The 13,340-nt window shown below is 72.7% G+C and carries 13 protein-coding genes; 4 read left to right on the top strand and 9 right to left on the bottom strand.

Annotation, left to right across the window (positions count from 1 at the left end):
• Positions 1-14: 14 nt before the first annotated feature.
• The 3 genes from BN344_RS09535 to sodN form a co-directional block, all read right to left on the bottom strand.
• Positions 15-680 carry a phosphatidylserine decarboxylase gene (locus tag BN344_RS09535; protein WP_040338338.1) on the bottom strand — a complete coding sequence of 222 codons (666 nt, stop codon included), beginning with the start codon at positions 678-680 and terminating at the stop codon, positions 15-17.
• Between the two features lie 50 nt (positions 681-730).
• Entirely contained in the window at positions 731-1,981 is a 1,251-nt protein-coding gene (locus tag BN344_RS09530; protein ID WP_051515758.1) for a PP2C family protein-serine/threonine phosphatase, read from the bottom strand.
• 158 nt (positions 1,982-2,139) lie between these two features.
• A complete protein-coding gene (gene sodN, locus BN344_RS09525; protein WP_040338337.1) occupies positions 2,140-2,544 on the bottom strand; it encodes a superoxide dismutase, Ni in 405 nt (134 codons plus the stop codon).
• Between the two features lie 50 nt (positions 2,545-2,594).
• Between sodN and sodX the strand changes: the two genes are divergently transcribed.
• Positions 2,595-2,963, top strand: a complete 369-nt coding sequence (sodX, locus tag BN344_RS09520; RefSeq protein ID WP_040338336.1) for a nickel-type superoxide dismutase maturation protease — start codon at positions 2,595-2,597, stop codon at positions 2,961-2,963.
• A 4-nt stretch (positions 2,964-2,967) separates the two neighbouring features.
• Here sodX and BN344_RS09515 read toward each other — a convergent pair whose 3' ends face one another.
• Positions 2,968-3,561 (bottom strand): dTDP-4-dehydrorhamnose 3,5-epimerase family protein, encoded by a 594-nt coding sequence (locus BN344_RS09515; protein WP_231486835.1) that lies wholly within the window; start codon positions 3,559-3,561, stop codon positions 2,968-2,970.
• 59 nt (positions 3,562-3,620) lie between these two features.
• Here BN344_RS09515 and BN344_RS09510 point away from each other — a divergent pair, with 59 nt between their 5' ends.
• Positions 3,621-4,811 carry an NAD(P)-dependent malic enzyme gene (locus BN344_RS09510; protein WP_040338334.1) on the top strand — a complete coding sequence of 397 codons (1,191 nt, stop codon included), beginning with the start codon at positions 3,621-3,623 and terminating at the stop codon, positions 4,809-4,811.
• A gap of 16 nt (positions 4,812-4,827) precedes the next feature.
• On the opposite strand, the gene BN344_RS09505 is transcribed toward BN344_RS09510, so the two are convergent.
• The 5 genes from BN344_RS09505 to BN344_RS09485 all read right to left on the bottom strand — a co-directional run bounded on the left by BN344_RS09505 (position 4,828) and on the right by BN344_RS09485 (position 11,500).
• A complete protein-coding gene (locus BN344_RS09505) occupies positions 4,828-5,556 on the bottom strand; it encodes a metal-dependent hydrolase (protein WP_040338333.1) in 729 nt (242 codons plus the stop codon).
• 132 nt (positions 5,557-5,688) lie between these two features.
• Positions 5,689-5,874: a DUF6104 family protein gene (locus BN344_RS09500; protein ID WP_040338332.1), complete on the bottom strand. Its 186-nt coding sequence runs from the start codon at positions 5,872-5,874 to the stop codon at positions 5,689-5,691.
• 3 nt (positions 5,875-5,877) lie between these two features.
• Entirely contained in the window at positions 5,878-9,660 is a 3,783-nt protein-coding gene (locus tag BN344_RS09495) for a multifunctional oxoglutarate decarboxylase/oxoglutarate dehydrogenase thiamine pyrophosphate-binding subunit/dihydrolipoyllysine-residue succinyltransferase subunit (RefSeq protein WP_040338331.1), read from the bottom strand.
• 194 nt (positions 9,661-9,854) lie between these two features.
• Positions 9,855-10,610 carry an ABC transporter permease gene (locus BN344_RS09490; RefSeq protein WP_040338330.1) on the bottom strand — a complete coding sequence of 252 codons (756 nt, stop codon included), beginning with the start codon at positions 10,608-10,610 and terminating at the stop codon, positions 9,855-9,857.
• Positions 10,607-11,500 carry an ATP-binding cassette domain-containing protein gene (locus BN344_RS09485; RefSeq protein WP_231486690.1) on the bottom strand — a complete coding sequence of 298 codons (894 nt, stop codon included), beginning with the start codon at positions 11,498-11,500 and terminating at the stop codon, positions 10,607-10,609. Before BN344_RS09485 ends, BN344_RS09490 begins: the two co-directional genes overlap by 4 nt.
• A gap of 289 nt (positions 11,501-11,789) precedes the next feature.
• Here BN344_RS09485 and BN344_RS09480 point away from each other — a divergent pair, with 289 nt between their 5' ends.
• Positions 11,790-12,260, top strand: a complete 471-nt coding sequence (locus BN344_RS09480; protein WP_040339021.1) for a universal stress protein — start codon at positions 11,790-11,792, stop codon at positions 12,258-12,260.
• A gap of 11 nt (positions 12,261-12,271) precedes the next feature.
• A complete protein-coding gene (locus BN344_RS09475) occupies positions 12,272-13,330 on the top strand; it encodes an adenylate/guanylate cyclase domain-containing protein (RefSeq protein ID WP_040338328.1) in 1,059 nt (352 codons plus the stop codon).
• Positions 13,331-13,340: the final 10 nt, after the last annotated feature.

Genomic DNA, 13,340 nt, shown 5'->3' with positions numbered 1-13,340 from the left:
CGGCTGCGGCGCCCTCAGCCGGCGTCCGGCCAGCGGGCGATGACGGTCTCGCCGCCACGCACGCGCTGTCCGGCGACCACGGTGAGAGTGCACTCCGGCGGCACGAAGACGTCCATGCGCGAGCCGAACTTCATCAGTCCCATGCGCTCCCCGGTCGCCAGCCGCTGGCCGACGCCGGTGCGGGTGACGATCCGTCGCGCGAGGACGCCGACGATCTGCCGGAAGACGACCGTGCGGTCACCCTCGCGCACCCACAGCTCCCTGCGCTCGTTGCGGTGCGCGGACTCCTTCCGGTAGGCGGCCAGGAAGCTGCCGCGGCGGTAGGAGCTCTCCACGACCTCGCCGCGGTAGGGGGAGCGGTTGACGTGCACGTCGACGACGGAGAGGAAGACGCTGACCTGCTGCCAGTCACCCTCGGGCGCGACACCCTCCTGCGGCTCCCCGGCGACCATCACCACGCCGTCGGCGGGGGAGAGGACCTCGTCGGGCCCGGGCGGCACCCGGTCGCAGCGCCGGTCCGGGTCCCGGAAGAACAGCGCCATGTAGGCGGAGAGGGCGAGGAACGGCCAGCCGGCCCGGCGGAGGCCGCGGCGTCCGGTGACCCGGCCGACCCAGGCCAGGACGGCCGCGGGGACCAGGGGTCCGGCGAGGAACGGCCACCCGGCCCGGTCGATGCGCATCGTGGCTGAACGGTACCGGCCCGCCCCTGAGCCGGTCGGCGCGAGCGGCGTCAGGCGGGTGCCGAGGCGAGCTCGGGGTCGGCGCCCTGCTCGGTCGTCCGGCCGCGCGCGGGCCCGCCGTACCAGTCCAGGCAGACCATCGTCGCGTCGTCGCGGAGGTCGCCCCCGGTGGCGTGCAGGACGGCGCCGCCGAGCTCGTGGACCACCTCCCGGGGGTGCAGGTCGGCGCTGGCGGCGAGGGCGGCGGCGACGTCGAGCGAGGCGGCGTTGCGCTCGAGCATGCCGTCGGTGAGGAACACGATCCGGTCGCCCGGCTCGAGCGGGAACTCCTGGACGACGAACTCCTTGCCCGGCACCACTCCGAAGGGCGCCTCGACCTGCAGCGGCACCTCCTCGACACGACCGTGCCGGAGCCGCAGGGGGAGGGTCTGCCCGGCGTTGACGACGACCGCCGTGCCGCTGGCCAGGTCGACCCGCATGAGCTGGCCGGTGACGAACTGACCCGGTGCGGCGTGCTCGGCCAGGGCGTCGTTGGCGTACCGCGCCTGCTCGGCGAGGTCCATGCCCCTCCGGCGCGCGTTGCGCAGCGCGCCGACCAGGAGGGTCGCGACCAGCGCCGCGGCCACCTGGTGGCCCACGGCGTCGGTGATCGAGACGTGCAGGGTGCCCCGGTCGAGGGTGTAGTCGAAGGTGTCACCACCGACCTGGCTGGCCGGCTCCAGCCACCCGGCGAGGGTGAACTGGCCCGCCTCGCAGGTGTACGAGGCAGGCAGCAGGCGGCGCTGGATCTCAGCGGCGAGGGCGAACGGCGTGGAGCGCTGCCCCCACTCGAAGACGTCCGTGTGCCGGCGCGCGGAGATGACCACGTAGGCGAGGGCGTGCGCGGCGCTCACGACGTCGGCCACCTCGTCCGCCGTCGGGTACCGGGGCAGGTCAAGCTCGAGCAGGCCGATGGCATCACCGCGGTCGGTGACCGGGACGGTCATCCGGGCCCCGCCGTCGTCCAGCCGCTCGACGGCCGCGGTCTGGGTGCGGAGCACCCGCTCGTACAGGGTTCCCGGCAGCGGCACGGTCTCGGCCTGCTCGATGCCGTGGCTGCGTGCTCCGTCGACGCGGTCCTCGGAGGTGAGCCGGACGACGGCGCGTCCGGTGAAGTCGGTGATCAGCAGGCTGGCCGCGCGAGCGTCGATCATCTCGCCGAGGGTGGCGGCCACCGCCTGGACGGCGTCGATCGGCGGGGCGGCCTCGACCTTGTGGAGCAGCAGGCCGACGTCGAGCACATGATCTCCTGACGTCGGCATCCGGACGACCCTAGGCGCTGGGCGTCATCCCTGCGTGCCCGCGAGCCGCCGAGTGGGAAACGTGCTGTTCACCACGGTGGGGGCGGGCGCCGCAGACGCGACGGCCCGGCGAGTCCAGGGGCTCGCCGGGCCGTCGGGTCCTACGTGGTGCCGGGGGATCAGGCCGCGGCCTTGGTCTCCCAGAAGATCTTGTCGATCTCGGCGATGTAGTCGAGCAGCTTCTGGCCCTCGGCGGGGTCCATGCTGCCCTTGCCGCCCGCGGCACCGGCCTGCTTGGTGGCCTTGTTGAACAGCTCGTGCAGCTGCGGGTACTTCTCGAAGTGCGGGGGCTTGAAGTAGTCGGTCCAGAGCACCCACAGGTGGTGCTTGACCAGGTCCGCCCGCGCCTCCTTGATGAGGACGGCGCGCATCTTGAAGACCTCGTCGTCGCTGCCCTGGTACTTCTCCTGGATGGCCTTGACGGACTCGGCCTCGATGCGGGCCTGTGCCGGGTCGTAGACGCCGCAGGGGAGGTCGCAGTGAGCGGTGGCCTCCACGGCGGAGAACATGCGGATGAGACGCATGGGGGTTCCTCCCGATGTCGTGGGTGGGTTCCTCTGCGACCCTACTCGCGGTGAGGACTGGTGACAGGGCGGGTGAACAGGGCGTACCCCCGCTGGACGGGCCGTGGGCGGTGGCCCGGGTGCGTGGGCCCTCGATGTCGCCGACGGTCGCGTCGGGCGACCGCCTGCTGGTCCGGCGGGTCCGCGACACGGACGCGGTACGCCCGGGAGAGGTCGTCCTGGCCAGGTTCCCCGTGCGGCCGGACCTGCTCGTGGTGAAGCGGGTGCACCGCGCCGTCGACGGCGGTCACTGGGTGCAGGGGGACAACCCGTTCGTCACCGACGACAGCCGCGCCTACGGACCGGCGGTCGTCGTGGGACGGGTCGTGGGCCGCCTGTGGCCGCGCCCGGGGCGGCTGCCCGCCGACCCGGGGCTCTGACCGGTCAGCCGCGCAGCTCGGCGTACCGGGCGGTGCTCTCCGCGTAGGTCGGCAGCAGGCCCTGGTCACGGGCCTCGGCCAGCGTGGGCGCGACCCGGTCCCGGCCGGAGAGCTCGAACTCGACGTCGTCGGGCCAGGGCAGCGCCAGGTCGGTGTCCATGGGGTGGACGCCGAACTCGCGCGTCGGGTCGTACCCGCTGGAGACCAGGTAGGTGACCGAGCTGCCGTCGGCGAGGGAGAGGAAGGCGTGCCCCAGCCCCTCGGCGAGGTAGACGGCACGCGGCTCGTCGCTGTCGAGGACGACGGTGTCGTGCACCCCGAACGTGGGCGAGCCGACCCGCACGTCGACGACGACGTCGAGCACCCGGCCGGCGGGGCAGTAGACGTACTTGGCCTGCCCGGGCGGGACGAGGGCGAAGTGCACGCCCCGGAGCACCCCGCGCGCGGACACGCTGTGGTTGGCCTGGGCCAGCGTCAGCGGGTGTCCCACTGCCTGGGACATCACGTCCGCCCGGTACCACTCGGTGAAACGCCCCCTGGGGTCACCGTGCGGCACGAGGTCGACGACGTAGCTGTCGGGCACGGCCAGTTCGCGCATCTCCACGGGGGCACCGTAGCGAGAGAAGGCATCCGGGCCCCGGTTACGCTCTGGCACCCATGAGCGGCAATCCGGGTTCCGAGGACCACGACGGGGCCGACCGCTTCGCCGACGACCCCGCGTTCGGCGTCCACGAGGGCGGGAAGCTCTCGGTCGTGCCCACCCGGTCGATCGAGTCGATCGCCGACCTCGCACTGACCTACACGCCCGGCGTCGCCCGCGTCTCCAGCGCCATCGCCGCCGAGCCCTGGCTGGCCCGGCGGTTCACCTGGGCCTCGCGGGTGGTCGCCGTCGTCTCCGACGGCACGGCGGTCCTGGGGCTCGGCGACATCGGCCCGGCGGCCGCCCTGCCGGTCATGGAGGGCAAGGCCTGCCTGTTCTCCGAGTTCGCCGGCCTCAACGCGGTGCCGATCGTGCTGGCGACGACGGACGTCGACGAGATCGTGGACACCGTCGTGGCCATGGCGCCGTCGTTCGGTGGCATCAACCTCGAGGACATCAGCGCTCCGCGGTGCTTCGAGATCGAGGACCGGCTCCGCGAGCGGCTGGACATCCCGGTCATGCACGACGACCAGCACGGGACGGCGATCGTCGTGCTGGCTGCGCTGCGCAACGCCGCCCGGATCACCGGACGCACGCTCGGCGACCTGCGGGTGGTCGTCTCCGGCGCCGGCGCCGCCGGGGTGGCCTGCGCCAAGATCCTGCTGGAGGCGGGCATCGGCGAGCTGTCGGTCGCCGACTCCCGCGGCGTCCTGCACGCCGGACGTGGCGACCTCACCTCGGCCAAGCAGTGGCTGGTCGACAACACCAACCGGTCGGGCCACGCGGGCACGATGGCCGACGCGCTGGCGGGTGCCGACGTCTACCTCGGCCTGTCCGGCGGCTCGGTGCCCGAAGCGGCGATCGCCTCGATGGCCGACGACTGCATCGTCTTCTCGCTGGCCAACCCGATCCCGGAGGTCGACCCGGAGATGGCCGCCCGCTACGCCGCCGTCGTGGCCACCGGGCGCAGCGACCTGCCCAACCAGATCAACAACGTGCTCGCGTTCCCGGGTGTCTTCCGCGGGGCGATCGACGCCGGCGCGACCAGCATCACCGAGGAGATGAAGGTGGCCGCCGCCGGCGCCATCGCCGACGTCGTGGGGGACGACCTGCGTCCGGACTACGTGGTGCCCAGCCCGCTGGACCGTCGCGTGGCCACCGCGGTCGCCGAGGCTGTCGCCGCCGAGTGGCACCGCAGCGGAGCCTGAGCCCCCGACGGCCCTGTCAGCCGGCCGTGCCGCCGCCCAGGGCGGTCAGCCGTTGCACCAGGGGGTCGAACGCGTCGAGCGCGTCGGTGTTGAGGTAGAGGAAGACCGCGATCGCCACCATGAAAGCGGGCACCAGCACGGCCTTCTCGAAGACCGTGCCCGTCCGCAGGGGGGAGAAGGCGATCCGGGTACGCCGGAACACCCACAGCACCGGTAGCGGCACCCCGGCCGTGGTGATCGCGTCACCGGCGATGTGCGTCAGCACGCCGAGCGCGACGGCCCACGGCAACCAGGACGGTGGGGGGCTGTGCCCCAGCAGCCACCACGCGCCGGCCCACGACAGGGCCATGTTGCCGACGATCGTCGTCTCGGTGTTGCCCGGGATGACGAAGTGCAGGGCGTGCAGGGCCAGCCCGATGGCCAGGGCCATGAGCAGCAGGCTCGACCAGTAGGCGTCGGCGGCGAGCATCGCCAGGCCGCCGAGGGCCAGCGGCGCCAGGACGGCGTCGTGGGTGCCCCAGCGGTGGCCGCCGGTCACCTTGCCCACGAGCCCCGAGGGGACGTCGGTCACCGGCCCCCACATGTCGGAGACCGTCGATCCACGGTGGTCGAGGTCGGGCAGCATGGCGAAGCCGCCGGCCGCGGCGATCCACGACATCTGGGCCACGGTGCCGTGGACGGGCGCCCAGGGGAGGGTCGCAGCCCCGGCGGCGAGGCCGGAGAGCGCATGCGAGTGACCGAGCACCTACCGAGGGTGCCGTCCCACCGGCGGCCGGTCGACGAGGCGCGCGGGCCGGGAGCCCACGTGCGGGGAAGTAGGGGTCCGGAACGCCGTCCAGACCCCTACTTCGCCGCACCAGGCAGACAGATGGCGAGCTCAGTCCTCGACGTCGTCGTCCGTGCCGCCACGGGCCAGCCAGGTGGCCAGCCGCTCGACGGGCACCTCGAAGTCCGGGTTCAGGTCGACGAAGGCCCGCAGCTGGTCGGCGAGCCAGGCCAGCGTGACCTGCTCGTCGCCCCGCCGCTCGGCCAGCTCCTCCAGACCCCGGTCGGTGAAGTACATCGCTTACCGGTCCGCGTAGGCCTCGGCGACCAGCTGGCGCTGCTCGACGTCGTGCACCTTCGCCGAACCCACCGCCGGGCTGGCCGACGAGCGCCGGCTGACCCGCCGGAACGTACGGCCCTCCGGCAGGTGCTCGGGCAGGTTGACGGCCATGAACTGCCAGGCGCCCATGTTGGCCGGCTCCTCCTGCACCCAGACCACGTCGGTGGCGTTCGGGTAGAGCTCCAGCGCCTCGCGGATCTGGTCCACGGGCAGCGGGTACAGCTGCTCGACCCGCACGACGGCGACGTCGGAGATGCCCTCGGACTCCCGCTGGGCCATCAGGTCGTAGCCGACCTTGCCGCTGCACAGCAGCACCCGGCGGACCGCCGAACCGTCCAGCTCCTTGCCGCCCACACCCGGGTCGGGCAGCACCGGACGGAAGGTCTGCTCGGTGAAGTCCTCGACCGCGCTGACCGCCACCTTGGCCCGCAGCAGCGACTTCGGCGTGAACACGACCAGGGGCCGGTGCACGTCCGACAGCGCCTGGCGGCGCAGCAGGTGGAAGTAGTTCGCCGGCGTGGTGCAGTTGGCGATGGTCATGTTGTTCTCGGCGCACAGCTGCAGGAACCGCTCGATCCGGCCGCTGGAGTGGTCCGGGCCCTGGCCCTCGAGCCCGTGCGGCAGCAGCAGGACGACGCCGGAGCGCTGACCCCACTTGGCCTCGCCGGAGCTGAGGAACTCGTCGATGATCATCTGGGCGCCGTTGATGAAGTCGCCGAACTGCGCCTCCCAGAGCACCAGCGCCTGGGGGTTGGCCACCGAGTAGCCGTACTCGAACCCGAGGGCGGCGTACTCGCTGAGCAGGGAGTCGTAGACGAAGAACTTCGCCTGGTCGTCGGTCAGGCTGGCCAGCGGGGTGTACTCCGCCGCCGTGTGGCGGTCGACGAGGACCGAGTGCCGCTGCACGAAGGTGCCGCGCCGCGAGTCCTGACCGGCGAGCCGCACCGGCACGCCCTCCATGAGCAGCGACCCGAAGGCCAGCAGCTCGCCCATCGCCCAGTCGATGCCGCCCTCGCTGGCCATCGCGGCCCGGCGCTCGAGCATCTTCTGCAGCTTCGGGTGCGGCGTGAAGTCCTGCGGGAAGGACACGTGCGCGTCCCCGACGGCCTTGAGCACCTCGCGGGTGATCGCCGTCTGCACCGTGGACTCCTGCGACGTGCGCGGGTCCATGACCGGTTCCGGCTTGGCGGTGTCCTTCACGTCGTGGGTCTCGGCGAAGGCCCGCTCCAGCTGGTCGCGGTAGTCCTTCAGCGCCTCCTCGGCGTCGGCGAGCGTGATGTCGCCGCGGCCGACCAGGGCCTCGGTGTACAGCTTCCGGACCGAGCGCTTCCGGTCGATGATGTCGTACATCAGCGGCTGGGTCATCGACGGGTCGTCGCCCTCGTTGTGCCCGCGACGGCGGTAGCACACCAGGTCGATGACGACGTCCTTCTTGAACTCCTGCCGGTACTCCACCGCCAGCCGCGCCACGCGCACGCAGGCCTCGGGGTCGTCACCGTTCACGTGGAAGACCGGCGCGCCGATCATCCGCGCCACGTCGGTCGAGTAGAGGCTCGACCGCGACTGCGCGGGGCTGGTGGTGAAGCCGACCTGGTTGTTGACGACGACGTGCACGGTGCCGCCAGTGCGGTACCCGCGCAGCTGGGAGAGGTTCAGCGTCTCCTGCACCACGCCCTGGCCGGCGAACGCGGCGTCGCCGTGCAGCAGGACCGGGAGCACGGTGAAGCCGCCCTCGCCCTTGTCGATCATGTCCTGCTTGGCCCGCGTGATGCCCTCGAGGACGGGGTTGACGGTCTCCAGGTGCGAGGGGTTGCTCGCCAGGGTGACCGCGATCTCGGCGCCGGCCTTGAACGGGTTCTCGAAGGTGCCCTCGGCACCCAGGTGGTACTTGACGTCACCGGACCCCTGCACGGTGCCGGGGTCGATGTTGCCCTCGAACTCGCCGAAGATCTTCGAGTAGCTCTTGCCGAGCACGTTCGCGAGCACGTTGAGCCGGCCCCGGTGCGCCATGCCGATGGCGACCTCGTCGAGGCCGTGGTCGGTACCGGCGATCAGCACCTCGTCGAGGATCGGGATGACCGACTCGCCGCCCTCGAGGGAGAACCGCTTCTGGCCGACGTACTTGGTCTGCAGGAAGGTCTCGAAGGCCTCGGCCGCGTTCAGCCGGCCCAGGATGTGCTTCTGCTTCTCGCGGTCGGGCTGCTCCGCCTTGACCTCGACCCGCTTCTGGAGCCACTCGCGCTCCTCGGGGTCGGTGATGTGCATGTACTCCACGCCGACCGTGCGGCAGTAGGAGTTGCGCAGCACGCCGAGGATGTCGCGCAGCGGCATGACCTGCTCGCCGGCGAAGCCGCCCACGGGGAAGCCGCGGTCGAGGTCCCAGAGGGTCAGCCCGTGCTGGAGGATGTCCAGGTCGGGGTGGCTGCGGACCTTGAACTCCAGCGGGTCGGTGTCGGCCATGAGGTGGCCGTTGCGCCGGTAGGCCTCGATGACCTCGATGACCCGGGCTTCCTTGTCGATCTGCCCCTCGCGGCTGACCCGGACGTCCGGCATCCAGCGCACCGGCTCGTACGGGATGCGCAGCGCGCGGAAGACCTCGTCGTAGAAGCCGTCCTCGCCCAGCAGCAGCTGGTGCACACGGCGCAGGAAATCGCCGGACTCGGCGCCCTGGATGATCCGGTGGTCGTAGGTCGACCCGAGCGTGATGATCTTCGAGATGCCCATCTCGGTGAGCGCCTCGGGGCTCATCCCCTGGAACTCGGCGGGGTACTCCATGGCACCGACGCCGATGATCGCGCCCTGCCCGGCGGTCAGCCGTGGCACCGAGTGGTTGGTGCCGATCGTGCCGGGGTTGGTGAGGCTGATCGTGGTGCCGGTGAAGTCGTCCATCGTCAGCTTGTTGTTCCGCGCCCGCCGGATGATGTCCTCGTAGGCGGCCCAGAACTGGGCGAAGTCCATGCCCTCGGCGGCCTTGATCGACGCCACCACCAGCGACCGGGAGCCGTCGGGCTTCGGCAGGTCGATGGCCAGCCCGAAGTTGACGTGCTCGGGCTCGATGAGCACCGGCTTCCCGTCGACCTCGGCGAACGCGCTGTTCATGTTCGGGAACGCGTCGAGCGCCCGGACGACGGCGTAGCCGATGAGGTGGGTGAAGGAGACCTTCCCGCCCCGCGCCCGCGCCAGGTGGTTGTTGATCACGATGCGGTTGTCGACCAGCAGCTTCGCCGGGACCGCGCGGATGCTCGTGGCCGTGGGCACGGTGAGCGAGGCGTTCATGTTCTTCACGACCGCCGCGGCCGCGCCGCGCAGCGGGGACTGCGAGCCCCCCGCGACGGAGGCGGGCGCCTTCGCGGCCGGCTTGGGCGCCGGGGCGGCCGGCTGCTGCTTGCTGGCCCGCTCGGCGGCGCGGTGCACCACGGTCCCCTCGGACTGCGGCTCGACGCGCGACGGGGCGGACGGAGCCGCGGGCGCGGCTGCGTCCTTCGCGGGCGCGGCCTTCTCCGCGGACGGGGCGGTCGGCGGCTGCGACGTCGTCTCGGCGCGGCCGTCGGCGTCCTTGTCTCGGACGCCCCCGTCGAGCGGGCTCCCCGGCCGGTAGTCGGCGAAGAAGTCGTGCCACGCCTGGTCCACGCTGGCGGGGTCGGATTGGTACTGCTGGTACATCTCCTCGACCAGCCATTCGTTGGTGCCGAAGCCGGTCACCGGGGACTGGGCGGACGGCCGGGAGGAGCTCTCGGTTGACACGGGGTGGAGTGCCTTCTTCGTCTATGGGCGGCGTCTGGTGGATGCGCAGGTCCAGGGAAGGAGTCTACGCCCGTCCCCGGCAGCCGACCGGGTGCGACGGACGCCGCGTCGGAGCACGGCGGGGCCACCCGGGCGGGAGCCTGCCGGTGGCGCGGTGCACCACCGGCAGGCTGGTGAGGACGTCGTGCCGGTGGTCAGACCACGTCGCGCCGGACCGCCAGCAGGGTGCCGAGCAGGGCCGCCAGCAGGCCGTAGCCGAGCAGCAGCAGGCCGCCCTGCCAGGCCTCGAGCAGGTCGGGGCCCTCGAACGTCGCGGTGAGGGCCTCGAGCCCGCCACCGGGCATCCACTTGTAGGCCCCGGCGGTCGCCGGCACCGACCGGATGATCGGCTCGACGACGAACAGGTAGATCAGCCCGCCGACGATGGCGCCGACCTGGTTGCGCAGCAGCGCGCCGAGGCCCACCCCGATCACCGCGTAGATGACCAGCGCGAGCAGGGAACTGGCCAGCGTCGCCAGGTTGTCGCCGTCGAGGGAGGGCGCCGCACCCCGGGCTCCGGCGTGGATCAGCACCACGACGTAGTTGACCACCACGACGACCAGGCCGAAGGCAGCGGCGGCCAGTGCGTAGGCGATGAGCTTGCCGATGACCACCTGGCCGCGGTGCGGCGTGGTGAGGAACGTGGGCGTCGCCGTCCGGTGCCGGTACTCCTGAGTCATCCCGATGATGCCGAGGATGAGGAAGAGGATGTTCGCGTTGGCGGCCGTGGAGAGGATGAGGTCCTCGTACAGCGGCGTGCCGACCGCGGGCAGCCCGCTCTCGGGCTCCCCGGCGAAGGCGGTGAAGAACACCGCGAACGCGGCCACCATCACCGCGGAACCGACGAGCAGGCCGAGCCACACCTTCGTGGTGAACAGCTTGGTCCACTCGGCGCGGACGAGGGCGATCATCGGGCCGCTCCCTGGGGGATCGAAGAGCCGGGGGACGGGGCGGCGAACTGCTCCTGACCGCTGGTGAGCTGGAAGTAGATCTCCTCCAGCCCGCTGGTGTGCGGACGCAGTTCGTGCAGCTCGATGCCGGCGGTGAAGGCGCGGTGGCCGATCTCGGCGGCCGAGCGGCCCGAGACGGTCAGCGCGCCGTCGCCGTCCAGCGACACCTGGGTCCCGTCGACGCGCAGGGTCTCGGCCAGCCGCTGCGCCTCGGGGCTGCGCACGAGGACCGTCCCGGCCCCGGCCGCGCCGGCGCGCAGGTCGGCCATGGAGCCCTCGCGCACCAGCCGTCCGCCCCCGACGATCACGACGCGGTCGACGGTCTGCTCGACCTCCGACAGCAGGTGGCTGGACACCAGCACGGTGCGCCCCTGGTCGTGGGCGAGGTGCCGGAGGAAGCCGCGCAGCCACTGGATGCCCTCGGGGTCCAGGCCGTTGGCCGGCTCGTCGAGCACGAGGACGCCGGGGTCGCCGAGCAGGGCGGCGGCCAGCGCGAGTCGCTGCCGCATGCCCAGGGAGTAGCTCCCCGCCCGGCGCCCGGCCGCGTCGCTCAGCCCGACCTGGCGCAGCACCTCGTCGGCACGCTCGAGCGGCAGCCCGGCGGCCCGGCAGTACACCCGCAGGTGGTTGCGCGCTGACCGCGCCGGGTGGAACGCCGTCTCGAGCACGGCGCCGACGGTGCGGACCGGGTCGCGCAGCTCGGTGTAGGGGGTGCCGTCGAAGGTCGCCGTCCCCGTGTCGGGGCGGATGAGCCCCAGCACCATGCGCAGGGTCGTGGTCTTGCCGGCGCCGTTGGGCCCGAGGAAGCCGGTGACCTGCCCGGGTTCCACCGTGAAATCCAGGTCGCTCACCGCCCGGACGGCCCCGAAGGACTTCGTCAGTCCGCGTACGTCGACCCGCACGGGGCCGGTCGCCGCGGTGGTTCCGCTGGAAATGGCGTGTCTCCTGTGTCGTCGGCCGGGGGTCCACCCATCCAAGCGCACCGGTCCCGCGATCCCGGGAGCGGTTTTCTCCTCGGCGTGCCGGACGGCGGTGGACGCCCGGGCGGGACCGGTCCAGCCGGGTGATCGGACGACGGTGCTGGTCGGGCGCCTGCGGCTGGAGGTGACCGGCGGCACACGGTCACATAGAGTGCGCGCCGTGAGCGACAGCGCGAACGCCTACCGCACGGTCGTCGTCGGCACCGACGGGTCGGAGTCCTCTCTGCGGGCGGTCGCCCGGGCGGGCATGATCGCCGGCGCGAGCGGGGCCACCCTGGTCATCGCCTGCGCCTACCTGCCCACCGAGGCCGACGACCGGGAGCTCTCCCGGGCGCAGGACGTGCTGCGGGACGAGGCGTACCAGATCGTGGGCTCCCACCCGGCCGAGGACACCGTCCGCACGGCCGCCGAGCGGGCCCAGAAGGCGGGGGCGACGACGGTGCGCACCCTCGCCGTCCAGGGCTCGCCGGTCGAGGCGCTCCTGGACGTCGTCCGCCGCGAGGACGCCGATCTGCTCGTCGTCGGCAACCGCGGGCTGGCGGGCATCAAGGGCCGGCTGCTCGGCTCGGTGCCCGCCGATGCCACCCGCCGGTCCACGTGCGACGTCCTCGTCGTGCACACGACCGGCTGAGCCCGGCCCGCATGGACGACCCGGGCCCCCCGCCGGGCGCCGAGGCCCGGGACGCGCTGGAGCGGTTGCTGCTCGACGGCCCGCGCCGCTACACCCGGCTGCAGGTGGCGGAGATGTCCGGGATGCCCCCGGAGCGCACGCAGCGACTCTGGCGGGCGCTGGGCTTCCCCGACGCCGCCGACGACGACCCGGCGTTCACCGACGCCGACGTCGAGGCCCTCGGAGTGCTCTCCACGCTGATCGACTCCGGCTTCGTCGACCCGGAGACGGAGGCCTCGATCGCTCGCGCGATGGGCCAGTCGCTGTCCCGGCTGGCCGACTGGCAGACCGACATGCTCGCCGACGCGCTGGCCCGCGGAGCCCGGACGGACGCCGACCGGGACGAGCTCGTTTCCGCCTCGGCGGACGAGGCGATCGCGGCGGCGAAGGAGCTCCTGCCGCGGCTGCGGGAGGTGCAGGACTACGTGTGGCGCCGGCACCTCGCCGCCAACGCCGAGCGGCTGTTCGCCGTCAGCGGGCCTGGTGACCGGCGCGAGCTGGCCGTGGGCTTCGTCGACCTGGTCGGCTACACCTCGCGCAGCCGCGGCATGGGCGGGCAGGAGCTCGGCGAGATGGTGGAGGACTTCGAGGGCACCGCTGCCGAAGTCATCGCGCGGCACCACGGCCGGGTCGTGAAGACCGTCGGCGACGGCGTCCTGTTCACCGCGGCGACCGCCGTCGACGCGGTGGAGATCGGGCTCCGGCTGCCCCTGGTCTGGGACACCGAGGAGCGGCCCCCGCTCCGGGTCGGGGCGGCCTACGGGCGGGTGCTCACGCGGCTGGGCGACATCTACTCGCCGGTGGTCAACCTGGCCGCCCGGCTGACGTCCCTCGCGCGGCCGGGAACCCTGCTCGTCGACCGCGACCTCGCCGACCGGATCCGCGAGCTGCCCGACCTGAAGGTGCGGCCGCTGCGGCGGGTGTCGGTGCGCGGCTACGACCACCTGCAGCCCTGGCTGGTGCGCCGGCGCCGCACCGACGACGAGCCGCACGCCGACGGGTACGACGAGGACGCCTTCGACCACGAGTGAACGGGTGGGA

It is taken from the genome of Candidatus Blastococcus massiliensis AP3 (genome assembly GCF_000582785.1).
Classification (GTDB): Bacteria; Actinomycetota; Actinomycetes; order Mycobacteriales; family Geodermatophilaceae; genus Blastococcus; species Blastococcus massiliensis.
This window is presented reverse-complemented; position numbering and strand designations above follow the sequence as displayed.